26 protein-coding genes and 2 pseudogenes are annotated in these 26,037 nt (G+C 63.2%); 8 read left to right on the top strand and 20 right to left on the bottom strand.

Features of this window, described 5'->3' with window-relative positions:
* Positions 1–86: 86 nt before the first annotated feature.
* From I4484_RS08950 to acsA, 4 genes are read right to left on the bottom strand one after another with little or no spacing between them, the layout of a single operon-like run.
* Positions 87–338, bottom strand: a complete 252-nt coding sequence (locus I4484_RS08950) for an acyl carrier protein (protein ID WP_197450602.1) — start codon at positions 336–338, stop codon at positions 87–89.
* On the bottom strand, positions 335–1,549 hold the full coding sequence (locus tag I4484_RS08945) for a dihydrolipoamide acetyltransferase family protein (protein ID WP_197450601.1): 1,215 nt from the start codon (positions 1,547–1,549) through the stop codon (positions 335–337). Before I4484_RS08945 ends, I4484_RS08950 begins: the two co-directional genes overlap by 4 nt.
* A complete protein-coding gene (gene pdhA / locus I4484_RS20905; RefSeq protein WP_234283507.1) occupies positions 1,546–3,555 on the bottom strand; it encodes a pyruvate dehydrogenase (acetyl-transferring) E1 component subunit alpha in 2,010 nt (669 codons plus the stop codon). Before pdhA ends, I4484_RS08945 begins: the two co-directional genes overlap by 4 nt.
* A complete protein-coding gene (acsA, locus tag I4484_RS08935; protein WP_197450600.1) occupies positions 3,552–5,270 on the bottom strand; it encodes an acetate--CoA ligase in 1,719 nt (572 codons plus the stop codon). Before acsA ends, pdhA begins: the two co-directional genes overlap by 4 nt.
* Positions 5,271–5,515: 245 nt before the next feature.
* Between acsA and I4484_RS08930 the strand changes: the two genes are divergently transcribed.
* Together I4484_RS08930 and I4484_RS08925 are read left to right on the top strand one after the other, a co-directional pair.
* Positions 5,516–6,847, top strand: a complete 1,332-nt coding sequence (locus I4484_RS08930) for a sulfite oxidase (protein WP_197450599.1) — start codon at positions 5,516–5,518, stop codon at positions 6,845–6,847.
* 10 nt (positions 6,848–6,857) lie between these two features.
* The gene (locus I4484_RS08925) at positions 6,858–7,238 is read left to right on the top strand and encodes a hypothetical protein (protein WP_197450598.1); all 381 of its coding nucleotides are present in this window, start codon (positions 6,858–6,860) and stop codon (positions 7,236–7,238) included.
* Positions 7,239–7,299: 61 nt separating this feature from the next.
* Here I4484_RS08925 and I4484_RS08920 read toward each other — a convergent pair whose 3' ends face one another.
* The 13 genes and pseudogenes from I4484_RS08920 to I4484_RS08865 form a co-directional block, all read right to left on the bottom strand.
* The gene (locus I4484_RS08920) at positions 7,300–8,247 is read right to left on the bottom strand and encodes a sensor domain-containing diguanylate cyclase (RefSeq protein WP_197450597.1); all 948 of its coding nucleotides are present in this window, start codon (positions 8,245–8,247) and stop codon (positions 7,300–7,302) included.
* Between the two features lie 111 nt (positions 8,248–8,358).
* Positions 8,359–9,036, bottom strand: coding sequence for a Crp/Fnr family transcriptional regulator (locus I4484_RS08915; RefSeq protein WP_197450596.1), 678 nt, complete (start codon positions 9,034–9,036; stop codon positions 8,359–8,361).
* Positions 9,037–9,146: 110 nt separating this feature from the next.
* A complete protein-coding gene (locus tag I4484_RS08910; protein WP_197450595.1) occupies positions 9,147–9,560 on the bottom strand; it encodes a GNAT family N-acetyltransferase in 414 nt (137 codons plus the stop codon).
* Positions 9,561–9,677: 117 nt separating this feature from the next.
* On the bottom strand, positions 9,678–10,028 hold the full coding sequence (locus I4484_RS08905; protein WP_197450594.1) for a DUF1622 domain-containing protein: 351 nt from the start codon (positions 10,026–10,028) through the stop codon (positions 9,678–9,680).
* 56 nt (positions 10,029–10,084) lie between these two features.
* Complete coding sequence (locus I4484_RS08900) at positions 10,085–10,558, bottom strand: NYN domain-containing protein (protein ID WP_197450593.1); 474 nt, start codon at positions 10,556–10,558, stop codon at positions 10,085–10,087.
* A gap of 103 nt (positions 10,559–10,661) precedes the next feature.
* Positions 10,662–12,854, bottom strand: a complete 2,193-nt coding sequence (locus I4484_RS08895) for an OsmC domain/YcaO domain-containing protein (protein ID WP_197450592.1) — start codon at positions 12,852–12,854, stop codon at positions 10,662–10,664.
* A gap of 197 nt (positions 12,855–13,051) precedes the next feature.
* Positions 13,052–13,570, bottom strand: a complete 519-nt coding sequence (locus I4484_RS08890; protein WP_197450591.1) for a GNAT family N-acetyltransferase — start codon at positions 13,568–13,570, stop codon at positions 13,052–13,054.
* A gap of 415 nt (positions 13,571–13,985) precedes the next feature.
* A complete protein-coding gene (locus I4484_RS08885) occupies positions 13,986–14,732 on the bottom strand; it encodes an SDR family oxidoreductase (RefSeq protein WP_197450590.1) in 747 nt (248 codons plus the stop codon).
* A 41-nt stretch (positions 14,733–14,773) separates the two neighbouring features.
* Positions 14,774–15,331 (bottom strand): dihydrofolate reductase family protein, encoded by a 558-nt coding sequence (locus I4484_RS08880; protein ID WP_197450589.1) that lies wholly within the window; start codon positions 15,329–15,331, stop codon positions 14,774–14,776.
* A 21-nt stretch (positions 15,332–15,352) separates the two neighbouring features.
* Positions 15,353–15,736, bottom strand: coding sequence for a nuclear transport factor 2 family protein (locus I4484_RS08875; protein ID WP_197450588.1), 384 nt, complete (start codon positions 15,734–15,736; stop codon positions 15,353–15,355).
* A 36-nt stretch (positions 15,737–15,772) separates the two neighbouring features.
* Positions 15,773–15,883: pseudogene (locus I4484_RS20900) on the bottom strand (glyoxalase superfamily protein); the annotation flags it as partial.
* Between the two features lie 20 nt (positions 15,884–15,903).
* Positions 15,904–16,062: pseudogene (locus I4484_RS08870) on the bottom strand (SDR family NAD(P)-dependent oxidoreductase); the annotation flags it as partial.
* A gap of 123 nt (positions 16,063–16,185) precedes the next feature.
* Positions 16,186–16,668 (bottom strand): hypothetical protein, encoded by a 483-nt coding sequence (locus I4484_RS08865; protein ID WP_197450586.1) that lies wholly within the window; start codon positions 16,666–16,668, stop codon positions 16,186–16,188.
* 158 nt (positions 16,669–16,826) lie between these two features.
* Here I4484_RS08865 and I4484_RS08860 point away from each other — a divergent pair, with 158 nt between their 5' ends.
* The 3 genes from I4484_RS08860 to I4484_RS08850 all read left to right on the top strand — a co-directional run bounded on the left by I4484_RS08860 (position 16,827) and on the right by I4484_RS08850 (position 18,638).
* The gene (locus I4484_RS08860) at positions 16,827–17,243 is read left to right on the top strand and encodes a DCC1-like thiol-disulfide oxidoreductase family protein (protein ID WP_197450585.1); all 417 of its coding nucleotides are present in this window, start codon (positions 16,827–16,829) and stop codon (positions 17,241–17,243) included.
* A 40-nt stretch (positions 17,244–17,283) separates the two neighbouring features.
* On the top strand, positions 17,284–17,970 hold the full coding sequence (locus I4484_RS08855; protein ID WP_197450584.1) for a type 1 glutamine amidotransferase domain-containing protein: 687 nt from the start codon (positions 17,284–17,286) through the stop codon (positions 17,968–17,970).
* 74 nt (positions 17,971–18,044) lie between these two features.
* A complete protein-coding gene (locus tag I4484_RS08850; protein ID WP_197450583.1) occupies positions 18,045–18,638 on the top strand; it encodes a LysE family translocator in 594 nt (197 codons plus the stop codon).
* On the opposite strand, the gene I4484_RS08845 is transcribed toward I4484_RS08850, so the two are convergent.
* Positions 18,624–19,457, bottom strand: coding sequence for an AraC family transcriptional regulator (locus tag I4484_RS08845; protein WP_197450582.1), 834 nt, complete (start codon positions 19,455–19,457; stop codon positions 18,624–18,626). The two genes, I4484_RS08850 and I4484_RS08845, sit on opposite strands and share 15 nt — an antisense overlap.
* Positions 19,458–19,606: 149 nt before the next feature.
* Between I4484_RS08845 and I4484_RS08840 the strand changes: the two genes are divergently transcribed.
* The 3 genes from I4484_RS08840 to I4484_RS08830 all read left to right on the top strand — a co-directional run bounded on the left by I4484_RS08840 (position 19,607) and on the right by I4484_RS08830 (position 22,612).
* Positions 19,607–20,602, top strand: coding sequence for a DUF2795 domain-containing protein (locus I4484_RS08840; RefSeq protein WP_197450581.1), 996 nt, complete (start codon positions 19,607–19,609; stop codon positions 20,600–20,602).
* Positions 20,602–20,937 (top strand): DUF2795 domain-containing protein, encoded by a 336-nt coding sequence (locus I4484_RS08835; protein WP_197450580.1) that lies wholly within the window; start codon positions 20,602–20,604, stop codon positions 20,935–20,937. The genes I4484_RS08840 and I4484_RS08835 overlap by 1 nt, the downstream gene beginning before the upstream one ends.
* A gap of 142 nt (positions 20,938–21,079) precedes the next feature.
* Complete coding sequence (locus I4484_RS08830; RefSeq protein ID WP_197450579.1) at positions 21,080–22,612, top strand: diguanylate cyclase; 1,533 nt, start codon at positions 21,080–21,082, stop codon at positions 22,610–22,612.
* 25 nt (positions 22,613–22,637) lie between these two features.
* On the opposite strand, the gene I4484_RS08825 is transcribed toward I4484_RS08830, so the two are convergent.
* Entirely contained in the window at positions 22,638–23,987 is a 1,350-nt protein-coding gene (locus tag I4484_RS08825) for a cytochrome P450 (RefSeq protein WP_197450578.1), read from the bottom strand.
* Positions 23,988–24,166: 179 nt separating this feature from the next.
* Positions 24,167–25,882 carry a methyl-accepting chemotaxis protein gene (locus I4484_RS08820; protein WP_197450577.1) on the bottom strand — a complete coding sequence of 572 codons (1,716 nt, stop codon included), beginning with the start codon at positions 25,880–25,882 and terminating at the stop codon, positions 24,167–24,169.
* Positions 25,883–26,037 lie beyond the last annotated feature (155 nt).

Below are 26,037 nucleotides of genomic sequence, written 5' to 3'. Positions count from 1 at the left end.
GCTGCACAAGGTCCTGCTTGTCGATGCAGCACCTATACCCTTTTCACGAAGGAGTCGCAAACTTGAGAGCTGCCCAAGAGTGGAGTTCAACAGTTTTCGACTCGCGTTTCCAGATAATCCAGCAGCGCTTGGAGGTTCTGCATCCGTGCGTAATCACTCTCTGGGATGTTGACGCCCAGACGCTGGTGTACAGCGGTTAGCAGGTTGAGGGCATCCATGGAATCGAGATCGTATTCGTCACGCAGCCGGGCACGGTCATCGAAGTGGTCGATATCGATATCCGGCGCAATGGCGGAAAGCTCCTCGAGCACGATGGTACGCAATTCTTCTCTGTTCACAGCGCCTCCGGATGTTGCAGTTGAGCATCGATTTCGTTGAGAAATCGCGCGCCGAGGTGGCCATCGCAGACACGATGATCGGCGGCCAGGCTGACATCCACTGCCGGTCGAATCGCCAGCATGTCTCCCACCGCCAGCGGACGCCTGCGTACGGAACCGAAGCCGACCATCGCTACCTGAGGCGGATGGATGACCCCGTACACGGTATCCACTCCTCGCTCCCCCAACGCCGTGACGGTGGCCGTGGCACTGCTGAGTTCGGAGGCGCGTAGTCCACCGCTGCGGGCACGCTGCACCAGGTCCTGCAAGCGGCTCATCAGTGCTGGCAGATCCTGCGCTTCGGCATCCCGCAGCGCCGGAGCGATAAGTCCTCCGCCCCGTAAATGAATGGCCATGCCGAGGTGGACACGCTCGGCTGGGTGGAAGCCTTGTTCGTCGTAATGACCGTTGAGATCCGGGTAGCGCGACAATGCCCGGGCGGTTGCCTTCATGAACAGCGCAGCCAACAACAGGCGGGCCTCGGGCGGCTGTTCTCGGTTGTACTCCGCCAGCCAGTGCTCGGCAGCGTGCAAGTCGAGCGTCGTGGCGAGGTAGTAATGAGGTATCTCGCGCTTGGAGCGACTCATGGACGCGGCAATGGCCTGGCGCATCTCGTCGCGGTCGAAGGCACCGCTGCGCCGATGCTCATGCCTGGGCTTGTCATCGGCAGCCTGGGCAAGATCACGCAACACAACGGCACCACCCGGGCCGCTGCCGTTGATATTGCCAAGCTCCAGGCCAAGTTCACGCGCCCGTCGCCTCGCGGCAGGTGAGGCCGCTACCCTGTCGGTTTCCGGCTGAGGGCTTGGTGCCGGAGGCGACTCCCGAAATTGAGAAGGCTCTGCTACCGGCCCGGCGGATGTCGCTTCCGCGGAAACGGTTTCGGCCAAGACGGCTGGCTCCAGCAAGGAGCCGGGCCGCCCGGCAACCACTCGTTCGCTGCTACCGATGCGAGCCAGGGGCGTACCTACCGGCACCCTGGTATCCGGCTCCACATAGCACTCTTCGACCACGCCGCTCTCGAACACTTCCACATCGATAGCTCCCTTGGCAGTCTCCACCACGGCGATGACCTGCCCTTTCTCCACACGGTCGCCCGGTGACACCAACCATTCGACCAGGGTGCCCGCCTCCATGTCGGCCCCCATCGACGGCATCAGGAAATCGCTCACGGCGTGGCCCCCATGACCTTGCGAGCCGCGGCCAGGATGCCCGCCACCTGGGGCAGCGCTGCTTTCTCGAGATGTCGCGGGTAGGGTATGGGGATCTCGTCGGTGCAGACCCGTTCAATGGGAGCATCCAGTGCCCAGAAGGCCTGCTCCGCGAGGATAGCGGCGATCTCGCCTGCCAGGCTACCGGTCTTCCAGCCTTCGTCGACGATCACGGCGCGATGGGTGCGACTGACCGACTCGATCAGCGTCGCCGTGTCCAGCGGGCGCAGCACGCGCAGGTCCACCACCTCGGCCTCGATACCCTCCTCGGCCAGGACGCCGGCTGCCTCCAGGGTCTTGGGCAGGCTGCCGCCGTAGGTGATCAGGCTGAGGTCACGACCCGCTCGGCGGATGGCGGCACGCTCGATGTCCACGCCCTGCGGGCAGGGGTCCAGCCGCCCTTCACGGTTATAGAGCATCACGTGCTCGAAGATCAGCACCGGGTTGGGATCCTGCAGTGCCGCCCAGAGCATGTAGCGAGCATCCTCCAGGCAGCCGGGGGCCAGTACCTTGAGACCCGGTACATGGGCGTACCAGTGCTCCAGGCTGTGGGAGTGCTGGGCGGCCACCTGGCGGCCGGCTCCTGTGGCCATGCGGATCACCAGAGGTACATTGAACTCGCCGCCGGACATGTGCAGCAGGGTGGCAGCAGCGTTGACGATCTGGTCCATGGCCAGCAAGCTGAAGTTCACCGTCATGATCTCGACGATGGGCCGCGCCCCGCCAAGCGCCGCGCCGATGCCGGCGCCAGTGAAGCCGTTCTCCGACAGCGGCGTATCGCGGATGCGCTCGGGACCGAAGCGCTCCAGCAGGCCGCGGCTGACCGCGTAGCAGCCGCCGTAGTGGCCGATGTCCTCTCCCATCAGGAATACTCGCGGGTTGTGCTCAAGCGCTTCGATCAGGCCGAGCCGGAAAGCCTCGCGATAACTGACTTCCACAGGCTCAGGCTCGACGGCAGGCGGCGCTATCGGTGCAGCGCTCGCTTGCCGATAGACGTGTTCGAACCGGCTGGCCTCCGGCTCCCATTCCGCTGCCTCGGCATAGGCAACGGCCTGCTCCACTTCTTCACTGATCACGCCTTCCATTGCCTCGAGCTCGCCCTCGTGCAACATCCCCGATTGCTGCATCCACTGTGACAGGCGCAGTATGGGATCGCGCTTTTTCCACTCCTCCACCTCGGCCTTGTCGCGATAGAGTTCCGGGTCGAACATCGAGTGGGCGCGAAAACGATAGGTGCGGCACTCTAGGAAACGCGGTCCCTCACCGGCACGGATTGACTCCAGCATCCGGGCACTGGCGGCCTCCACCCGGGCGATATCCATGCCATCGACATACTCAGCAGGCACTCCCAGGGCCTCGGCTTTGCGGTGAAGCTCCGTCTGGGCATGGGAGTAACGCAGTGCCGTGCCCATGGCGTACAGGTTGTTCTCGCAGACGAAAAGCACCGGCAGCTTCCACAGGGCCGCCAGGTTGAGGCCCTCATGGAAGGTACCTTCCGCCGCGGCGCCGTCGCCGAAGAAGCAGACAGTGACCCGGCTACGCCCGGCGAGCTTGTCCGCCAGGGCCAGGCCGACGGCAAGCGGCAGGCCGCCGCCGACGATGGCATTACCACCGAAGAAACGGGCGGCGGCGTCGAACAGGTGCATGGAGCCTCCTCGCCCCCTGCTGCAGCCGGCCTGCTTGCCGTACATTTCGGCCATCACCCGATCCATGGGAATGCGGTTGAGTAGCGCGTGGCCATGCTCACGATAGGTGGAGACCACCGCATCGTCGGGTTTCAGTCCGTACATGACCCCCGTGCCCACGGCCTCCTCGCCGATATAGACGTGCAGGAAGCCGCGGATCTTTTCCTGCGTGTAGAGCTCCACGCAACGCTCCTCGAAACGGCGAATGCGCAGCATCTGGCGCAGCAGGTCGAGCAGATGCGACCGGGACAGCCGCGGCTTATCGATCGAAGGCGTACTCATTCCCGGGCTCCTTCCAGCGTTGATGTATCGCCCTCCGGCAGCCCCAGCTCCTGGGCCCGTAGCAAGCGTCGCATGATCTTGCCGCTGCGCGTGCTGGGCAGGCTATCGCGGAACTCGACTTGACGGGGTGCCACGGCCGGCCCGAGACGCTTGCGTGCCAAACCAAGGATCTCCTTGCGCAGTGCCTCGCCGGGTTCATGGCCGGGCTTGAGCGACACGAAGGCCTTGACCGTCTCGCCTGCGATCTCGTCGGGGATGCCGATCACGCCTGCCTCGGCCACTGCTGGGTGTTCCATCAACACGCTCTCTACCTCGAAGGGGCCGATCAGGTGCCCCGAGGATTTGATCACGTCGTCGGCGCGGCCGATGAACCAGAAGTAGCCCTCCGCGTCGCGGCGGGCCAGATCGCCGGTGAGGTACCAGGCGCCGGCGAAACACTGGCGGTAGCGCGCCTCTTCATGCAGATACCCGCGAAACATCGAGGGCCAAGGAGTCTTGAGGACCAGCTCGCCGGTCTCGTCCGGCTCCTCGATCAGTTCGATACCGGCGCTGGTGCGCCTTGCCACACCGGCTTCGATACCGGGCACGGGGCGCCCCATGGAGCCAGGCTTGATCGCCATGCTGGCGAAGTTGGCGATCATGATCCCGCCGGTCTCCGTCTGCCACCAGTTGTCGTGGAAGGGCAGCCCCAGCGTTGCCCTGCCCCAGTACACCGCTTCTGGATTCAGCGGCTCGCCCACGCTGGCGAGGAAGCGTAGATTCGATAGATCGTAGCGACGTGCCAGCTCCGGCCCTAGCTTCATCAACATGCGGATGGCCGTGGGCGCGGTGTACCAGACCGCTACCTTCTGGTCCTGGAGGATGCGGTACCAGCGCTCGGCATCGAATTCCTCTTCGTCCACCACCATCGTCACGCCATTGGTGAGCGGCGCGATGATGCCGTAGGAGGTGCCGGTGACCCAGCCGGGATCGGCGGTGCACCAGTAGATATCACCTGGATGCAGGTCCAGAGCGTACTGGCCTGTGATGTGATGGGCCACTACCGCCTCATGCACATGAATGGCGCCCTTGGGCCGCCCCGTGGTGCCGCTGGTGAAGTGCAACAGCGCCGGGTCTTCGGGGTTCATGGCCCGGGTCGCGTATTCCGCCGACTGGTCGCGAAGGACATCGTCGACATCCAGGGTTCCCCGCGGCGCCTCCCCCACCCCACCAATCAGCAATACATGCTTCACGGAGGGCATCTTGTGGATCCAGTCGGCAAGCTTGCGACGATAGAGTCGCTCGGTGGTGACGATGGCCACCGGCGCACCGATCTCCACCCGTGAGCGAATCGGCTCCGGCCCAAAGGCAGAAAACAAAGGGGTGAAAACGCCACCGTGCTTCAGTGTGCCCAGGGCGGCGGCGTAGAGGTCAGGGATGCGATGGGCCAGGCAGTAGACGCCGTCACCCGGTTGCAGGCCCAGCGTGGCCAGCAGGTTGGCAAAGCGGTTGGCCCGCGCCGCCAGCTCACGATAGCTGATATCGACGGGGTCGCCCTCGCGGGGCAAAAATCGGATCGCCGTCTGGTTTGCAGTGGGCGTACCGAGGTGGCGGTCGAGAGCCGCGTGGGAAATGTTGATCCCAGCAGGCATTCCGTTGAGCTGTGCACGGGCATCGCTCCAGTTAAACGACGCCCGTACAGCAGCATAATCTGGCAGGGTCGGGGACAGCCGCATCGCCCACCTCCTGGGTGACAGCCTGTCATGGGTTGTGACGTGTGGTCATCGAAGCGTAGTGCGAATTCCCGAAGGGCCATCATGACGAACATCAAGTTAAGTGCGACTTGCCAGTTGCTTCCAGAGTTTACTGCTAATCTGGAATAACGAAAGACGAGGAGTAAAGGACAACTCCATCACGACAACGACAATTCCGGCACGGCGCACAAGGGAGCTCGGCGCCAAGGCCTGCCTGGAGCAGCGCCATGACGAAACTTCCTACCAATAACCGAACCCGAGGCATCCACGCGCTTTACGCAGAAGATCCCGAAGCGGCAGATCGCCTGCTGTGGGGCCGCGAAGTCGATCCACTGACTCGCCGTGGTTTTCTAAAGCGCTCTAGCCTGCTGGCCATGGCCACTGCCGTGGGTGGCTCCATTCCGTTTGCCGACCGCATGCCCGGTGGGCTGATCCCAGCCGCGTTGGCACAGAGTGACGAGCCCTTCACGCTCGAGGGCAAGGAGGGCCTGACTGTACTCAATGATCGCCCCATCAATGCAGAGACCCCGGCCCACCTGCTCGATGACGACATCACGCCGGCGAAGCACATGTTCGTGCGCAACAACGGCATTCCCCCCGAGTTGGAAAGCATCGATGCCGACACTTGGGAGCTGGAGATTGCCGGCGAGTCCTGCGAGAACCCGCAAACTTTCACCATCGCCGACCTCAAGGAGCGCTTCGAACACCACACCCTGCAGTTACAAGTGGAGTGCGGCGGCAATGGCCGCAGCGAGTACGTACCCTCGGCCAGCGGCAACCAGTGGACGACCGGCGCGGTGGCCTGCCCGACGTTCACAGGCGTACGCCTGCGCGATGTATTGGAAGCCTGTGGGATCAAGGATGACGCCGTCTACATCGGCTACTACGGCACCGACCGTCATGCCAGTGGCGATCCCAACAAGGAAGCGATCTCGCGCGGCGTGCCCATGGAGAAGGCGCTCGAAGACGAGTCGCTGATCGCCTGGGCAATGAACGATGAGGATATCCCCCACTTGAACGGATATCCCCTGCGGCTCGTCTGCGCCGGCTGGCCAGGCTCCGTTTCCGGCAAATGGTTAAAGCGGATCGTGGTTCGCAACCAGAAGCATGATGGTGCCAAGATGGCGCCGCCTTCCTACAGTATGCCCAAATATCCGGTGGCTCCGGGCAGCGTGGTGCCCGACGAGGACTTCGAAACCATCGAATCGATGCCGGTGAAGTCGCTGGTGACGTACCCTCGCTCGGGTATCGAGCATGCTCTTGGCGAATCGTTGACGGTACGTGGCCATGCCTGGGCAGGCGACCTTTCGGTAGAGGAAGTCCATGTCTCCATCGATTTCGGCACCACCTGGCAGAAGGCTGACCTGCAGCCGCCTCCCAATCGACTGGCCTGGCAGCGTTGGATCGCCACGGTGGGGTTTCCGGAACCCGGCTACTATGAGGTCTGGGCCAAAGCCACCGATTCGGAAGGGAGATCTCAGCCCATGGTGGTACCGGGATGGAATCCCAAGGGCTACCTCAACAATGCCTGCCACCGCATAGCGGTTCAGGTTACCTAGGGGGGTATCCATGAAGCGCTCAAACAGGCTTGTCATCACGCCCCTTGGTGCCGCCATCTTCTGCTTCTCGATTGCCGCGCCGGCTCAAGAAACCGATTCAGATACCGGTCTGATAAAAGCCGAAGGATGGGAGACGGTGCGCAACAACTGCACCGCCTGCCATTCGGCCAACCTGGTGACTCAGAACAGCGGGACCCGCAACCATTGGGAGAGTCTGATCCGCTGGATGCAGGATACCCAGGGGCTATGGGAGTTCGAAGCCGAGACCGAGGAAACCATCCTCGATTACCTTGCCGAGTACTACGGCCCCAAGGAAGACACACGGCGTCCTGCACTACCGCGCACGCTTATGCCGGATAATCCGTATCCTACGGTTGCCGATGCTGACTGATCCCAGCAGGCCCCTCGCGAGGGGCCTGCATCGAGGCACTTCTGCCGGACGGTAGCTGCCCCTACAGCTTTCCCTCCGCAACGATACAATCGCGCCCACCCTGCTTGGCCCGGTAAAGCAGCCTATCCGCCTTTTCGATCAGCGAGGCCTGACCACCGCCATCCGCTGGATTAGCGGTGGCCACTCCCATGCTGACGGTGACGAGGTGAGAGACATCGGAAGCGCGATGAGGAATGGCCTCGTCACTGAGGGCGGCTCGACAGCGCTCCGCCACCTGACAGGCGGCTTCCTGGTCCGTCTCGGGCAGCACGAGGGCGAACTCCTCGCCGCCGAAGCGCGCCAGCAGGTCGCGCGGCCGCACGGCCGACGAGCCCAGTATCTGCGCCACGCGGCGCAGGCAGTCGTCGCCGGCGAGATGACCGTAGTGATCGTTGTACTGCTTGAAGCAGTCGATATCGAGCATGATGAACGATAGAGGCTGGCCGGAGCGCCGAGCACTCGCCCACTCCGACTCCAGTATGGAGTCGAGCAGGCGCCGGTTGGCGACACCGGTCAGGCCATCCTGATAGGAGAGCTCCTCCAACTCACGCTGGAGCCGCAGCAGTTTCTCCTCATTCTTCTTGCGCTCGCTGATGTCGAACATGAAGCCGATCAGCGCTTCCGCTTCACCGTTGTCTTTGCGTACCACGTGCACGACGTCGCGAATCCACACGTAGCTGCCGTCGGCCTTCAGCGCGCGGTAATCCGCCTCATGGTCGACTCCCGCCTTGGACTGGGCCACACAGAAGCCGACGACCCGCTCGCGGTCCTCCGGGTGCATGCGCTCGACCCAGTCGTCGATACCGATCCAACTACCCTGGGGCCAGCCCAGCAGGCGCTCGATCTGCGGGCCGACATAGGCGAAGCGCATCGTCTGCCAGTCGATCTTCCAGGGGATGGCCTGGGTAGACTCCAGCAGCGTCTTGTAAATGGCGGTATCCACGCTCAACTCTGCGGCACCGATACTCATGGATTCATGGCCTCTGCATATCGCTGGACGCGTCCGTGCAGGTTCTCGCCTCACTAGCCATGACTCTGACATAGCGAGGCCGGGAAACAGAGCAAATTATGACTATCGAGCTCATACGCGAGTATGAGCCTGCCTGATTCGCGCCTTGATTCGACTAAGAGACGCCGGGGTGACGCGAACGTAGCCGGCTATGTCCCGGTCGGCCAGGCGCGCGGCGATGTGAGGGTATTCCTCGATGAAGCGCCGATAGCGCTCCTCGGCGGAGAGCGTCAGCAGGTCGCGTTCGCGGCATTCCTTGCGAAAGCCATAGAGCTCGAACGAGCGCCTTAGGGCGCGCTGCCATTGGGGGTGCCTGTCGGCGAGCTGATCCAGGATCTGATAGGGCAACGATTCGACCACAGCCGGACAGGCCGCGATGGCGCTGAAGCTGGTGACCCCGCCCGGTGAAAGCGCGGCAAGGCTGGCAAAAAACCTGCTCTCAGCGACAAAAGCCTTGACCCAGGCATCGCCTTCATCGGTTTCGTAGATCATTTTGATGATCCCGCTTTCCACGAAGTAGACGAAGGGGTGGACGACGCCGTCCCGAAAGAGGGCATCGCCGGGCTGTAACGTCTTGCGCCGAAGCAGAGGTTCGACGAGTTGCCAGTCGGGAAGTAAGCAGCCGGCGAGCTGCTCGAGAATGTGTTTCGCTGTACTCAAATGGCCCTCATGCACATTGTTCTGGATGCTGAGGTTTTCAAGAATGCCATCCGAAGGGTGTCCAGCATAGCCCGCAAAGTCTTTGTCCATGTCGGTTTCGCCGTCTTCCCTGCCCAGTACCCTTCGCTGGAATGGCCGGCAAGCCATTCGACACCAAGATACCTGGACGGTGCTAGCCGATAACGCTCCCGGATAGCTGCTCAGGCATCGCTTGACTGCGATCGGGCAAGTACCATGGTTCGTCCCTCGAAGAGCTTGAAGCCGCTTCTTGAGTAGAATGGCACCAGTTCTTCCCCGGCATTGAGAAATACCTCCTCTACGCGGGAGAGCTGCTTCAGAAGTGAATCGACCAGCGACCGCCCCAGCCCTGCCCCCCGCACCTGGGCGTCGACCACGATGTCGTCGAGATGGGCGCGGTACACACCGTCAGTAAGGGCCCTTGCGAACCCCACCAGCTTGCCTTCTTGACGAATGCAGACGAAAACATCGAGGCGTGCGATCATCGCTTCGATGTCTCCAAGGGTGCGGTCCGCCGCCCAGGTCGTCTGCTGGAACAAGGTATGGAGCTCGTCGGCGGTAGGCTTGGTTAACGTTGTTGTCTTGAATACGTTCATGCGAGGCCTCTTGTTGGCTAGAGGTAACGTCCATGCACCGAGAAGCTGGCATAGGGCCAGCTTAGAGCAGCCGAGATACGAGGCTTTCGGCCGACGTTCGCCGTGGCGGGCCCATGCCTACTCCTTCTTCTGCCACGGCCAGCGCCCGGACAGCTCGACTTCCAACGTGAAGCTGAGGAAGGTGCGTATCAGCACTATGATGGCGAGTATGCCTACCGTCTCGAAGGTCAGCTCCACCGCCACGGTATGAATGATGTCTGCTGCCACGAGAAATTCCAGGCCAAGCAGGATACCTCTACCAAGTCGTTGACGGACCTGGGTATAGATCTCATTGGGTTGGTGATGCTTCAACCGAAGGAGCGGTACAACCACCAGGGCATATAAGGCAAATCCGACGATAATCAGGATGCCGACGATCTCGGTGATCGTCACTCCCCACTCTGCAACCGCTTTTACCAATTCCGGCACGTTGCCTCCTGCATGCGATACATTCCTGTAGTGGCGCCGTAGGACGAAGAGTCATGTCACAACAGAAGCTTTTCCCCGATCGGCTTAAACTCGGTCGCCGCTCGCTTTATCGAAGCTGCCGTCAACTGCGGCACGCCATAGACCTCGACCCTCTTGCCGTGCACTTGACGGAGCTTGTCCACCAGCAGGTCGAAATCGCCGTCTCCCGAGACCAGCACGATGACATCCGCCTGCTCGGCGTATTCGATGGCATCGAGGGCAATGCCGACATCCCAATCGCCTTTTGCGGTGCCGTCCGCTCTCTGGATGAATGGCTTCAGCTTCACCTCGAATCCTATGGCGCGAAGGATAGCCTGAAACTCGCGCTGCTTCCGGTCGCCCCGGTCGATGGCATAGGCAATGGCCGTGACGACTTCCCTGCCAGCCGTGGCCTCTGCCCAGAACGCGTTGTAGTCGAAATGGCGTCGATACGCCTCCCGCACCGTGTAGTAGACGTTCTGGACGTCGACGAAAATTGCCACCTTGGCCATTGCAGGCTCCTTTTCTTATCGATAGAGGCGCCAAACGCTGCGCCCCGAGCCAGTATGAACTGACCCGGGGCGCTTGTGTGCACGGAGCTGGTGCTCGTTCGGCTTACAGCGCCACGCCCGCCCGCCTGGCGCGGTGGGCGTGCAGCTTCTTGTAGCTCTCGATCAACCGCTGGTGCTTCTCCAGGCCTTCGAGCTGCATGCTGGTGGGCGTGAGGCCGTGGAAGCGCACCTCGCCAGTCACCGAACCGATCACCGCGGCCATGGTCTCTTCGCCGAACATGCGGGTGAGGTTGTGCCGGTAGTCGTCGAGCTCCAGCTCGTCGTCGAGCACGATCTCCAGCACCGCAGCCATGGCCTGGTAGAACAGCCCGCGCTCCACGGTGTTGTCGTTGTACTGCTGGAACATCTCGACCCGCTCCAGCGCCTCTTCGTGCTGCCCCAGGGCGAGGTGGATCAGCAGCTTCAGCTCGAGAATGGTGAGCTGCCCCCACACGGTATTCTCGTCGAACTCGATGCCGATGAGGGTGATGATGTCCATGTGCTCGTCGAGCTGGCTCTCCTCCAGGCGCGCCAGCAGGTCGGCCAGCTGGCCGTCGTTCAGCGCATGGAGGTTGAGGATGTCCTCGCGGTAATCCAGGGCCATGTTGGTGTTATCCCAGATCAGGTCGTCCACCGGGTACACCTCGGAGTAGCCTGGCACCAGGATGCGGCACACCGGCGCGCCCAGGTCCTCGTGCACGGCCACGTACACCTCGTTGCCCATCTCTTCCAGAATACCGAACAGGGTCGCCGCTTCCTCCGCGTTGGTGCCGGAGAAGTCCCAGTCGACGAACTCGACATCGCTCTTCGCGCTGAAGAAGCGCCACGAAACCAGCCCCGAGGAGTCGATGAAGTGCTCGACGAAGTTGTTCGGCTCACTGACGGCCTGGGAGTTGAAGGTCGGCGGCAGGAAGTCGTTCAGGCCCTCGAAGCTGCGACCCTGCAGCAGCTCTGTGAGGCTGCGCTCCAGCGCCACCTCGAAGCTGGGGTGGGCGCCGAAGGAGGCAAACACGCCGCCGGTGCGCGGGTTCATCAGGGTCACGCACATCACCGGGAACTGGCCGCCGAGCGAGGCGTCCTTGACCAGCACCGGGAAGCCCTGGGCCTCCAGCGCCTGGATGCCTTCGAGGATGGCCGGGTAGCGCTCGAGCACTGCCATGGGCACGTCGGGCAGCGCCAGCTCCTGCTCGAGGATCTCGCGCTTCACCGCCCGCTCGAAGATCTCCGAGAGGCACTGCACCTGGGCTTCCTGCAGCGTGTTGCCGGCGCTCATGCCGTTGCTGAGATAGAGGTTCTCGATCAGGTTGGAGGGGAAGTAGACCGTCTCGCCGTCCGACTGGCGCACGAAGGGCAAGGCGACGATACCCCGCTCCCGCTTGCCGGAGTTGGTGTCGATCAGGTGCGAGCCGCGCAGCTCGCCCTCGGGGTCGTAGATCTCGCGGGTGTAGTCGTCGAGGATGCCTTCGGGCAGCGCGTCGTTGGGCCCCGGCTTGAACCACTCCTCGTTGGGGTAGTGCACGAAGGCGCTGTTCGCGATCTCCTCGCCGAAGAACTGGTCGTTGTAGAAGAAGTTGCAGCTCAGGCGTTCGATGAACTCGCCCAGCGCCGAGCACAGCGCGCTCTCCTTGGTGGCGCCCTTGCCGTTGGTGAAGCACATCGGCGAGGCGGCGTCGCGAATGTGCAGCGACCACACGTGGGGCACGATGTTGCGCCAGGAGGCGATCTCGATCTTCATGCCCAGCTCCGCCAGGATGCCGGACATGTTGGCGATGGTCTGCTCCAGCGGCAGGTCCTTGCCCTCGATCCAGGTGTAGGCCTCCTCGTCGGGCTGCACCATCAGGAGCGCCTGGGCGTCCTCGTCGAGGTTCTCCACCGTCTCGATCTGGAAGTCGGGGCCGGTCTGCACCACCTTCTTGACCGTGCAGCGGTCGATGGAGCGCAGGATGCCCTCGCGATCCTTCTCGGAGATGTCTTCCGGCAGCTCGACCTGGATCTTGAAGATCTGGTTGTAGCGGTTCTCGGGGTCGACGATGTTGTTCTGCGAGAGCCGGATGTTCTCGGTGGGGATGTCGCGCGCCTTGCAGTACACCCGCACGAAATAGGCCGCGCACAGCGCGGAGGACGCCAGGAAGTAGTCGAAGGGGCTTGGCGCCGAGCCGTCGCCCTTGTAGCGAATGGGCTGGTCGGTGATGACGGTGAAATCGTCAAACTTGGCTTCAAGCCTGAGATTTTCGAGAAAATTGACTTTGATTTCCATGACGGGCTACCGGTGGGGATGTGTTGCAGGCGCAGGCCGAGGCGCGCAGTCTACCACACCACCCCGACCCTTTCGGCAACCACCGGCCCGGCATGGTCACGCGGCGCTGGCCCCAGGGAAGCGCACACGGCAACTTGCGGTTTCTCCAATAAAATGGATGAGCTCCAGCCTAACGGACATGGGCTTGCCCCACGGGCTCAGGAGGGCCGCTCTGTCAGAAACGCCTCGTGAAAGGTCACGGTGCCTTGAGGAGCATTACCGCCTAGCAGCAGCACGAAGAAATATTCCGGCGGCACACCTTCATAGACAAGTTCCGGCATGTTGCGAAACCCGAACTTGACATAGTACTCGGGGTGGCCAACGAGGCAGCATCCTTTAGCGCCGATATTTCTCAGGCGTGCCAACCCCTCCTCCACCAATGCCTTGCCAATCCCCTGGCGCTGGTATTCCGGGAGCACCGACACGGGTCCCAGCCCGTACCAGCCCTGGCTGCCGTCCGAGACGATCACCGGGGAGAAGGCAATGTGCCCTACCAGCCGATCATCCCGCTCCGCCACGAGCGATACCGCCAAAGCATTGGCGGCGCGCAGTTCCTCGATGATGTACTGCTCGGTGTGGCTGCTATATGGCATCGCCTGGAAGGCTGCGACGGTCACGTCGTGTATTGCGTCAATATCGGCAGGCGTTTCGCTGCGGATGAGCAAATTTGACGGCATGTGCTTACGTCTCGCTTCGACTTGAACCAATCGCCATCGCGCTCGTCACGCACTATCTGGAATGGGTAGCGAGCATCGATACGAGGAAATTCTGAAGGATGCGAAGGGACTGACTGGAGGCAAACAAGAGTCTACCCGGTAAACGCGTTACCGGGTAGTTCCCTGCGTACTTATGTCTTTTCGTCAGAGCTGTCTCAGCAGCTTTCGTTACTCAAATTAACGTTGAGTAACGTTAAAAGCAACATAGACAAAGGGCTAAGGCGCATGGCCGTCCTGGTACTGCTTGGCAGAGAACAATACTGCTAAGTGACTGAACATGTTGTCGCTATGCTACCTCGAGTTCCTGTCACCAAGCGGCTATGGAAATATTTGGAAACGCAAGCGTCGGCATGCGTTGCAATGTCTAAGCGGGCGACTACCGCCCGCCCGTTACGTCCAGCAGCGCCCCGGTGGAGTAGGAGGCTTCATCCGAAAGCAGCCAAAGGATGGCGCGCGCTACCTCCTCGGCCTGGCCGCCGCGCTGCATGGGCACGGAGGTTTTCACCCGCTCGACGCGATCGGGCTCGCCGCCGCTGGCGTGGATCTCGGTGTAGATCACGCCCGGGCGTACGGCGTTGACGCGGATGCCCTCGCCCGCGACCTCCTTGGCCAGGCCGATGGTGAAGCTATCGATGGCGCCCTTGGCGGCGGCGTAGTCGACGTATTCATTGGGTGCGCCGAGCCGGGAGGCAATGGAAGAGACGTTGACGATCGCTCCGCCCTGCCCACCATGCCGGGTCGACATGCGCCGCACGGCTTCCCGGGCGCAGAGAAAGCTGCCGATCACGTTAGCCGTCAGCACCCGGTGCAGGCGCGCGGCGTCCATCTCCTCTACGCGCATCTGCGTTTCCAGAATGCCGGCGTTGTTGACCAGCGCCGTGACCGGGCCGAGCTTCTCGTCGACTTGCTCGAATAGCCGTGCCACGTCGGGCTCATGGCCGACATCACCCGCCACGGCAATCGCCTCGCCGCCAGCCCGGGCGACCTCCTCGACCACGGCGAGAGCCGCGGCTTCGTTATGCCGATAGTTGATGCACACGGCGTAACCGCTAGCGGCGCCCAGGCGCGCCGTTGCCGCGCCGATTCCTCGGCTGCCGCCGGTAATCATCAGGACCTTTTTCAATGTACCTCCTCCTTGCCGCTCTGCTCTTGATCCTGACGGTCTTACTCCTGAAGGGAAAGCCGATACCGCAGCTCGACCATGCCGGTTCCCATCTGGCGTACCGACTCGAGACGAAGGGTCGGGCTCAGCACGCGACGTGGAAAGAGCGGCCTACCCCTGCCCAGGGTAACGGAGCCGACCTGAACGATGAGTTCATCGAGCAGGCCGGCATCGTGAAACTGCCCCGCCAAGTCGCCGCCTCCGACGACCCAGAGGTTCTTGCCACCCGCGGCTGCGCACATCTCTTCGTGAACCTGGGACACGCCTCCCTGCACGAAGCGGACGTCCGCTCCTAGCGGAATTGGGAGATCGCGATGGGTGAACACCCAGGTAGGCTGAGTGTACGGCCATGGCGAACCGGTCTCGGCTGCTACGGTGTCGGCATGGCGCAGGATCCACTCGTAGGTGGTGGCTCCCATCGCCAAAGCGCCCACTTCGGCAATGAAATCCGGATAGCTGGATTCGTTCAGTTCACCCAACGGAAACAGCCACTCCAGGGAGTCGTCTTCGGTGGCGATAAAGCCATCCAGACTGGATGCGGTGTAATACTGTGTCTTCATGGCTTCACGCCTTTCCGTTAGTCAGCTTCGATCGATGATCTTGATGATCCGTCCAGCGCCGAAGGTGAACTCGGAGACGCCATTCAGCTCGATCAGGCTTCCCGCCTTCGGCCCGCCGGGAATGTCCTGGGCCAGACGGCCATGGTAGTCGATCTCGGCCGTGGCGCCGTCCTGACTGAGGGTCAGGCTGCTAACACGCTGCACACGCTCGGCGAAGAACCCCTTGGCATGTTCGGCAAGCTGACGAAACTCGTCGATGCCATTGGCCGAGGTGGTGAGTTCATCGCCCGAGTAATTCTCGAAGCTGATGCCCGGATCGAGTACGGCCAGCATCCCGTCAATGTCGAAATTATTGTAGGCGGTAATATAGCGCTCGATGAGGTCGCGTTTCGTTGCATCGTCCATGATGGTTTCCTCTAAAGGTGCTCACGTAAAGGATGCTCAAGTACTGATGGCATCGGTGAAAATGAGCCGGTTGCCGAACGGGTCTGCAATCTTCATCTCCTTGCAGCCCCAGGGCATCGTTTCCAGCCCCGGCTTGGCGTACGAATAACCGGCGCCAGCACCCGCTCGCCTTGCGGATCGACTCTTTGACTTACCGCTTGCACGGTTTCGAGACGACGACTGACCAGAACCATCGACGCCCCACCTGCATGGAGCCGCTCGGCTATCGCTTCACCGTTGCCGGTACCCGCCCCCGTCACCACGGCGACTTTGCCCGTGAATTCCATATCGCACCTCTAGGTAACCCATGCAGGACGCGCCATCAGCGCCACCTTCAGGCATAGGTCAAAGGCGCCCTTGGCTCAAGGCTTGGCAACGATGCCGACCCAGCAAGGCTGGCAATTGCGCGGTCAAGCTCTGGGTGTGGCCGCCATCGCTTCGCGAAGCACCCCATTCAGCAAGAACGCAAAACCCAGGCACCAGGCCACGAAGGCAGCGACATGCCCGTATTCCCAGCGGCTGCGCAACCGGGCGTAGGCCTGAACCGCATCAGCCGGGCTGGCCAGCAGCGCCTCAGCCCAGGCGGCGTTCACCGGCTGTACGAGCAGGAACCAGAGAGCCAGAGAAAGGGCCAGGCAGGCCGTTCCCGTCAGCGTCGAGCGGAACGCGACCCGCCCACGAAGCAACCAGGTCAGCACGGCAGCGGCCAGGAGGGCAATGAGCTGGAGCGGCCCGCCGACAAGACCAAAAAACGCATAGAGCGTTGATGTGACCCGCATGTAGAACTCGGGGTCGTATTGCATCCGAACCGGTAGCTCAAGCACATGGGCTCCCCCCATGACGAGGCCAAGCGCCGTAATAAGTAATGTGAAATGCCACCACACACGAAGCACGTTCGCCTCCTCGAAATGATGGGAATGGGGGACTGGACATTCATGAGCGGTCGAGACCACCGCGGAAGATTGCTACCCTCACTGACATGTCTCGAAGATTCCGGCTTTGCCGGAGCAGCGCTACTCGCCAACGACGTCAGGATAGCAGAGTGCCGACGATGAACGATTCGCGCGATCAGGGCGCATCGAGCCGCAAGCTCCGCCTGGTGTACGACGGCGCCTGCCCGATGTGCCGCCGCTACGTACGCTGGCAGCGCATCCGCCAGGAGGTCGGCGAACTGGAGCTGATCGACGCGAGGCAGAACAGCGCAGCACGCCGGGAGCTCACAAACCTGGGCATTGACCTGGATGAGGGCTTCGCCCTGCAGGTAGGCGAGCGCTGGTATCACGGCAGCGAAGCCCTGCACCGCCTCACCCTGCTCGGTACCCGCAGCGGCGCGTTCAATCGAACGATGTATCGGCTCTTTTCAAGCCAGGAGCGCACGGCACGGCTCTATCCTCTGCTCAGGGCATGCCGCAATGGGTTATTGAGGGTTTTGGGGAAGGGACGCATCGGGAACTTGGCCCGTAAATGAGTGAGTGACCCGTCAACGTATGAGTGAAAAGGAGAGCCCCATGAGCAAGAGAATTCTGATGGTCTTGACCTCCCACGACCGTCTCGGCGATACCGGCGAGCCTACCGGTTTCTGGCTGGAGGAGCTGGCGGCACCCTACTACGCCTGCCTGGACGCCGGCGCTGAGGTGGTGCTGGCCTCGCCCAAGGGTGGCAAGCCACCGCTGGACCCCAAGAGCGACGCCGAAGAGAGCCAAACCGAGGCGACCCGCCGCTTCCAGCAGGACGACCAGGCCCAGCAGGCGCTGGCCAATACACACAAACTGAGCGAGGTGAGCGCCGACGATTTCGACGCCATCTTCTACCCCGGCGGCCATGGCCCGCTCTGGGATTTGGTCGACGATGCGGATTCGATCCGCCTGATCGAGGCCTTCTGGGCACAGCAGAAACCGGTGGCCGCCGTTTGCCACGCGCCCATCGTGCTGCTCCATGCGCGTGATGAGGAAGGGAATCCGATCATCCGTGGGCGCCAGGTCACCGGCTTCACCAACGAGGAGGAAGAAGCCGTGGGCCTCACCGAAGTCGTTCCGCACCTGGTGGAAAACGCCCTCAAAGAGGGCGGCGCCCACTACACCAAGGCCGATGTCTTCACGCCCTACACCCGCCAGGACGGGCGGCTGATCACCGGCCAGAATCCCCCCTCCTCCGAGCCGACGGCCCGGCTGCTGCTGGAGGCGCTCGGCAGGTAATACCTCAATTTCGTTCAATACCGCGGCCCCAGCCGTACGGCACGCTTGGCTCATTGCCACCCAGGAGGATGACGATGAGCCTTGCCATGATACTGCCGATGTCGGCGTTTGCCCTTGCGGCCTCGATCTCGCCGGGGCCGGTGAACCTGGTCTGCCTGAGCAGCGGCACGCGCTACCCTCTGTCGCAGGGGCTGGTGTTCGTCACTGGAGCCACGCTGGGCTTCGTGGTGCTGTTCGTTGCCGTGGGGCTGGGGCTCTACTCGGTGCTGGCGGTGGTGCCGGGGTTGGATCGGGCACTGCGCTGGGCGGGGGTGGCGTTTCTGCTCTATATGAGCGTTCGGCTGTTTCGCGACGAAGGCCGCCTGCCCGAGAGCGAGGCCCCGCGGGCGCCGGGCTTCATGACGGGGGCGCTGATGCAGTGGCTCAACCCCAAGGCGTGGCTGGCGTCGGCCTCGGGCATCGGCGCCTACACCAGCGGCAGCGATCTGAATCAGGTGTTGCTGTTCGCCGGGCTCTACCTGCCGATCTGTTGGCTGTCGCTGGGGAGTTGGGTCTATGCCGGGGCCTTCCTGCGTCGCTACGTGCACAGGCCGGCCGTGCTGACCACCGTCAATCGCACGCTGGCGGTGCTGCTCGTCGCTAGCTGCTTGTACCTACTTCTCGAGTGAGGGCTGCCGGTACTGATTCGGTGTGGCGGCCACCAGGCGCTTGAAGGTGCGCTGGAAGTGCGGCTGGTCGGCGAAACCGGCGTTCAGCGCCGCCTCGGCAATCGGCGTACCGCGCTTCAGTTCGCGCTGGCCCAACTGGATGCGCCGGTTGATCAGGTAGGCGTGCGGCGTGAAGCCGAAGTGCTGCTTGAAGGCGCGAATGACGTGGCCGGGGCTGTAGCCGGAACGCTCGCACAGGTCGTCCAGTGAGATCTCCTCCGTCGCATGCGCATCCAGGTAGGCCGCCAGCTCCTTCAACACGGCCGGCGCCCTGGCCACTGCCCGGGCCGGCTGGCCGGCCAGCTCGTGCATCAGGGCGGCGAGGTATTCGACCACCACCGTTTGCTTGTCCAGCAGGTCACGGGTCGGCTCGAGCAGGCATGCCGCCATGTGACAGTACCCCTCATACCACGTGGGACTGCGAATCACGGCGGTGGCGAAATCCTGCCAGCGCGGCGATGCCAGCAGCCCGGCCTGATGGCGCAGCTCAGTGAGCCAGTCGGTATCGACGTAGAGCATCAGGTAGGCCCAGGGCCGGTCGTCAATGGCGCGGCAGGCGTGCATCCAGTCGGGATTCATCAGCACCAGGGTGCCGGCATGCACGTGGTAGCAATCCTCCCGGTAGCGGAAGGAGCTCTCCCCGGCGGTAATGGCGCCCAGCGACCAATGGGCGTGGCTGTGCGGGGCGTAGCAGACCCTGCGGCCGTCATCGACCTTGCGCAGTTCCACGTGCGGCATGCGCGGGTCGCGCCAGAACAGGGGTTTGGTGGCGTCCGACATGACAGGCTTCCGGAGTGAATCGAATTCCAAGATAGCGCTCGTTGGTGGCCGCCGCCAGCGGTACCCTCTTTGCAGGCTCGGCGCCTCTCTGCTAACCAGAGATAAGGATTCTTGTCGCGACACGCCCATTCCAGCACAGGAGGTGCCAGATGGCGGATCATGTCGAGAAAGGAGAGATCCATTTCTTCTACCGGCCCAAGGTGAATACGACGACGGTGCAGTCGCTCGACGACGTACAACGCCTGCACGTGGTGCTGGTGCCGGACGATCGCGAGACCGCCCGCCTGCTGCTGGTGGGCAAGAAGCGGTTGCCGGAGATCGTGAAGGGCAAGCCCAAGTCCACCGCCCGTGAATGGATGATGGTCGACCTGACGGGAAAGCCCAAGGCGATCGGCGAGGCCTTGGCGCCGCTGGAGTACGAAACCAGGACCCGCGGCGAGCAGGAGCAGGGCGAGGCCATTCCTGCCGGCGAGGGTCGCTACGCGATTTTCGAGCGCGGCAACAGCTCCCGCCTGGCCTACCGCCTCAGCCGCCCAGGCAGGCCCGGCAAGGCCCAGCGGGAATTGGGCATCCTGGCCGAGGCCAGCTTCATCATCTCGGTGCGCAACCCCTCCCTGGAGGTACCCGGTTTCCCCGAGTCCAAACCGAACTATCCCAAGCGCTTGCAGGACAAGTTCGCCGACCGGCGCTGGATCGATGTCGACGATGGCCGCCTGCTCGACTACGAGAGCGTCCAGCTGCTGCTGATCGGTGCGCACGACGATCTCGGCGAGGAGGATGTGACGATCAGCGGCAAGGCGGATCTGTTCAGGACTCTGGGGTTGGATCGGCGGGAGTGGCCGACCGAGGCACTGGAGGGCGGCGACCTCGCCCGACCGCACATGCAGCCGGAAAGCCACGCGCCCGCGGGAGACCGCAGCAAGGGCGGCGAGCGTGGTGGCCAGGCGGCCAGCAGCACGGCTTCGGCGGCCGGGATCGCCCAGGCGCTCAAGGGGGTGGACTTCCCCTGCGACAAGGCCGCGCTGATCCATCAGGCCAAGACCAACCGCGCCGCGGCCGAGGTCATCGAGGTACTGAACGAGTTTCCCCGCCGCAGGTACGACACGATGGCGGACGTTCAGCGCGCCGTGGGAGAGCTACGTTGATGGCACAGTTCACTTGCGAGATCTGCGGCGCCACGTTCGAGCAGAAGAGCCGCTATGAACGGCATATGCTTACTTCCCACCCGACACGGGCCGTGTCGGCCGCCGACCTCGAGAAGGCACTGAGAGGCATCGATTTTCCCGTGGGTCACGCAGACCTTGTCGATGTCGTGAGGGGCGAGGAGCGAGAGATACGCGACATCGTCGCGCAACTGCCCTCGCGCCGGTACCGCGATGCCGCCGATGTGGCACAGGCCTTCGGCGAGCTTCGCACCCACGCGCAGGCGGCCGACGACCAGCCGGGCGGCCCAGGGGGTGAGCGTTCAAAGCGGCCGTAAACGCCACGGGTCCCTCGGCGATGCACCAGGTTGATGCCAGTCCTACCCGCCAGTGTTAGGCTACAGTCAACTTAAAGTTAATCGGCTTATAACTCCAACGTATGGTTGTCGGCCTCGAGCGGGCAAGACGACCCAGGCGGGCATGGTAGATTTCAAGACTCTCTCGACTCGGGCTCAGCCCGGATTCAAGCGCCCTCACCGTCTCGCCCTGGCGACGCTGGGACCCCGCGCCTTCGCTTTCTGTCACACCTTCGGCCTCACGCTGTGGATTGCCCTGGTCGAGGGCAGCGGCTGGACCTTGATCGGCCCAGGCCTGCTTCTACTCTTGTGGCCAGCGCTGGCCTATGGCCATGCCGTGCTGGCGCAGGACTCGAAACGCGCCGAGTTTCGCAATCTAGCCCTGGACAGCCTGCTGTTTGGCATGTGGTGCGGCGTACTGGACTTCTATGTACTGGCCACCGTCACCATCGGCCTCGCCTGCTTCATGAACAACATGGTGGTCGGCGGCCTGCGCCGGTTGGCCGTCTCCATGGCGCTGTTTGCCGCCGGCGCACTGGGCTGGGGCCTGTCGGCAGGCTTCGAATTCCGCCCCTACGTCAGCACCGAGCTGGATATCTACCAGGTCACCGGCGCGGTGCTCTATTTCCTCGCGCTCGCCTATGTGATGTACGGGCAGAATCGCAAGATCGGCCGCAGCATTGCCGAGATCAAGTTCCAGAACCGCGTCTTTCATGCCTTGCTCGATCTTGGCGTCGTGGCCAATCGCGCCTCGAACATCCATACCCTGCTGGACGATTCGCTGAAGCATCTGCATGCCGATTTTCCGGAGTACGGTTTCGCCGTGTTTCTGCAGGAGCGGCAGCGCCCCGAAGTGACGCGCTACGCGGCCGTGGCCGGCCTCCGCCTGGGCGCCGAAGACGAACGCCAGCTGGGCGGCCTGCTGGCAACGCTCCAGGAGCGGCCGGAAAGTACGGTCAAGCTGCGCGTGAAGCCGGACGGAGAGCAGCTGTACGCCACCCCCATGGCAGGCCGCCTCAGCATGTACGAAGGCTGGCTGATCGTGCGCGCCCCCAGGCTGGATCGGCGCCTGGAGCGCATGCTGACGCTGTTCGTCGACCAGTTGGCGGCGGCCACCGAGAACAAGCTGCTGCATCTCGCATTGAAGAAGACGGCGGAACGCGACGGGTTGACCGGGCTCTACAACCGCGGCTTCTTCGAGTCGGCTCTGCAGCTGAGCATCCAGGGCAAGGCGCAGTCACCGAACCTGGATTTCGCCGTGCTGATGATGGACGTCGACGGGCTCAAGCAGGTGAACGATCGCCATGGCCATGTGGCGGGCGATCAGCTCATCACCACGGTCGCCGAGCGTCTTCAGGTGCACTGCCGTGCCAGCGACATCCTCGCCCGCTACGGCGGCGACGAATTCGTCGTGCTGTTTCCCTCCGCCGATCTAGCGGCCGCGAACCGCTTGGCCAGCCTGATCAGAACGCATCTCGAAGGCCAGCGCTGCTCCATCACCTCGGCCAATGGCGAGCGCTTGACGCTGGAGCTTCGCTTGAGCCTGGGTGGCGCCAGCTCATGCGAGACGTCAGCCCAGGAAGTGCTCGCCCTGGCCGACGAGCGCATGTACGACGACAAGAGCGAGCGCCGCAGGCAACGCGCCGCCCTTGGTTGAGCCGCGCGACACACGGCCGCGGCGCTCAACACGCCCTGCAGTCGAAGGCCAGACCGTAGTTGTTGAGCAGCGGCGGCATCGGCCTGCTGCTGAGCAACCGAGTCGGCGGGTTCAACCGGTACTCCCGCCCCTTCAGCAACTGGGCCAGCATGAGGCTGGTCACCAGTAGCACCACGTGCCTGCCCGGGCAGATGCCGCTGCCGCCGCTGAACGGAACCAACGGCCAGTTCCCGGCTTCGCCCGGCTGCAGCCAGAGGTCGGGATCGAACCGATTGGCATCGTCCAAATAGCGATCGTCGCGGTGGAAATAGGGGGCCAGCAGCAGTACCGAGGTTTGCGCCGGCATCGTGCCGTTCTCCCATTCGGTCGCTTCGGTGGTCTGGCGCAATAGCAGCGGTGTGGTGGGCCACAGTCGCAGCGACTCGAGTACACAGGCTCTCAGGAAGTTGAGCTTGGGCGCTCGCTCCAGGCCGTGCTCGGTGACCTCGGCCTGCGCCCGCTCGGCCTGGCCGGGATGCGCAGCCAGCAGCGCCAGGGCACGGAAGGTGGTCATGCCGGCCGGATCGAAGGCAAACAGGTATTGCGGCACCTGGTGCTCCGGCTGGGTGACGGCGTCGGTCGAAGCCCGCGCCACTTCGGCGGCCAGGCTGCCCGCCTCCCCCCGCTTGAGGTAGGTGCGGAGACGCTCGTGAAAGGTATCGCGCAGGCGGTCATGGCCCGGATGCAGGAAGGCCCAGTTGCCGGCGGAACGCAGCTTTTCCAGCATCTCGGTCAAGGCGCGGTCGTCGCGCGCGGTATCGCCCAGCACCACGCGGCGCACCACCCGGTTCCAGGTTTCCTCGAACATGCCCCAGTCGAGCTTGCCGTCGTGCCGTTCCACGAAGGTGAGCAGCTCGCTGGCTTCCTGCTCGACCACCTGGGCAAATCGCGCCCCCAGGCCGTGCACGGGGCACCCGCTCTGCAATACTTCCTCATTGAAACGGCGGCGTTCGGCACGCTCGGGGCCGTGAGAAACCAACGCCATGTCGGGCTCGAAGTGCTCCAGGGCTTTCTGCTTGGCCCATTCAGCGGTGGCGAAAGGCTCGGGCGTCTCGTTGAGCACACGGTTGGCGTGGTCGGGGTCGAGCACCAGCGCCATGGGCTTGCTCTTGGGGGTGTGCAGCATCAACGGACCGGCGCCGTACTTCTCGTTGAGCTTTTGCAGGCGGCGGATGCTGTGCTTGTCCAGGCCAAGCTTCTCCGCCATGCCCACCACCCTGGGGCGACGGATGATCACCCCCTTGGCGATGTTGGGAACGAAGACGTTGCCCACCACCGCCAAGGTTTCGCCCACGGTTGCCGTCGGCAGGCTGCCATGTACCGGATCCCTAGCCATCGCTCTCTCCCTGGATTGCCTTTCCTACCGGCAGTCTAGTCGCGGAGAGACCATAAGCCCTTGTTTTAAACAAAAAATTACATGCAGATGGCTGGGCGCCAAGCCTGGCGACGAAACACCCCGAGCCGGTCAGGTCGGAGGTTGAAGAACCGGCGCAGGAGAACCCGGCGGACCCAACGCTAGAACTCGCTCCAGTCCTCTTCGACGTTCGAGCGCTGGCGAGCGCTGGACGGCTTGGGATCTGTCAGGTGAACGAGCTGGTGCTGGCTGGCCTGCCGCTCTGCCCTGCCACCTCGTGTTTCGCTCCGGGCGGTGGACGCCCGCTCGTTTTTCACCGCCTTGGGCGTGGCGTGCTCGTCGACGCGGAAGGTGGCAATCAGTGCGGCGAGGTTACGAGCCTGCTCCTCCAGTGAGGCCGCTGCGGCACTGGTCTGCTGCACCAGGGAGGCGTTCTGCTGGGTCACCGAATCCATCTCGGTCAGTGCGGTGTTGATCTGCTCGATGCCGCTGTTCTGCTCCCGCGTCGCAGTGGAGATCTCGGCCATCAGGGCACTGACCTGGCGGATCGAGTCGACGGTGTCGTTGATGGTCTGGCCGCTGCGTTCCGCCTGCTCGGCGCCGCTGGAGATGCGCGCGGTGGTGTCCTCGATCAGGCCACGGATCTCCTTGGCCGACTCCGCGCTGCGGCTGGCCAGGGAGCGCACTTCGCTGGCCACCACGGCGAAGCCGCGGCCCTGCTCCCCGGCCCTTGCCGCCTCCACCGAGGCGTTCAGCGCCAGGATGTTGGTCTGGAAGGCGATGGAGTCGATGACGCCGATGATGTCATTGATGCGCTTGGCGCTTTCGGCGATCTCGCGCATCAGTTTCACGGTGCGCTCGACCTCCTGGCCACCGGCCTCGGCGGTCTGCGAGGCAGAGGCAGAGAGCCGGTCGGCCTCGATCGACGTGTCGGTGTTCTTGCTCACCGTGGAGGCCATCTCCTCCATGCTGGAGGCGGTTTCCTGAAGGGCGGAGGCCTGCTGCTCGGTGCGCGAGGAGAGATCCTGGCTGCCCGTGGCGATCTCGCCGGCGCCGGTAAAGACGTTCTCGCTGCTGTCGCGCAGCGAGATCACCAGCACCTTGAGCTTTTCCTGCATCCCCTTCAGCGCAGCGTAAAGCTGGCCGATCTCGTTGCGACCGCGGTCCTCGATCCGTGCGGTCAGGTCGCCATCGGCGATACGCTGGAAATGCACTATTGCTTCGCGCAGCGGGGTCACGACCACCCGCATCAGGGCGAGGCGAATCAGGAAAGCGGCCACCAGCCCCGCCACCAGCAGCGTCGTGGCGATGATCGTCACGTTGCGATCCAGGGCCTCGACCGCCTCGATATCGTGGACGGCGCGCTCTTCGATGTAATGGATAAAAGTATCCATGGCCCGATCGAGCTGCGCGCCCAGCTCGGCCAATTGCTCCTGGCTGCGCTGGACCTGGAACGGCGCGGCATCCAGCAGCGGCACCAGGCCCTCGTTGACGAGCGCATCGTAAGCCTCGGTGATGGCCACGACGTGTGGTGTACGAGTATCCGCGGGGTCGAGTGACACTTCACGGAATTCAGCGAAGCGCTGCTGTGCCGTTTCAATCGCGGCCGCCGCCAACTGTTGGTTCTCACCAGCCTTGTCCGGGTTGCCCTGGGTGCTGAGGCTGGCATAGCGGTCGAGGAAGGTCTGGGCGCGCAGCACGTTCACCTGCGCCCGGTTGGCCGTGTCGGCCAGCTTCATGTTGGTTTCCGCCAGCTCGTGCAGGGCCGCTTCACCCTTGCCGCTGGAGTAGAACCCCAGCCCGCTGATCAAACCGATCATCAGCACCAGTACCGCGAGTGCTGCTGTCAGGCTCCACTTGATGGATAGGTTCTTCATACATCGCCCCTTGCATGACGCGTTCTGGTTTTTTTGGGTGGTTTCCCTTATCCCATCGGCCTGCGAAGCGAAAAGTTGAGAAAACGTGGAAGACAAATTCGATCTCTGGATATAGAGCAATGGCATAAGTGCGCGCCAGCAATTCCGCTTTGGTC

The sequence above is a fragment of the Halomonas sp. SS10-MC5 genome (genome assembly GCF_015992245.1).
Lineage (GTDB): Bacteria > Pseudomonadota > Gammaproteobacteria > Pseudomonadales > Halomonadaceae > Halomonas > Halomonas sulfidoxydans.
The sequence above is the reverse complement of the archived record's forward strand: the minus strand, read 5'-3'. Positions and strand labels throughout refer to the sequence as shown.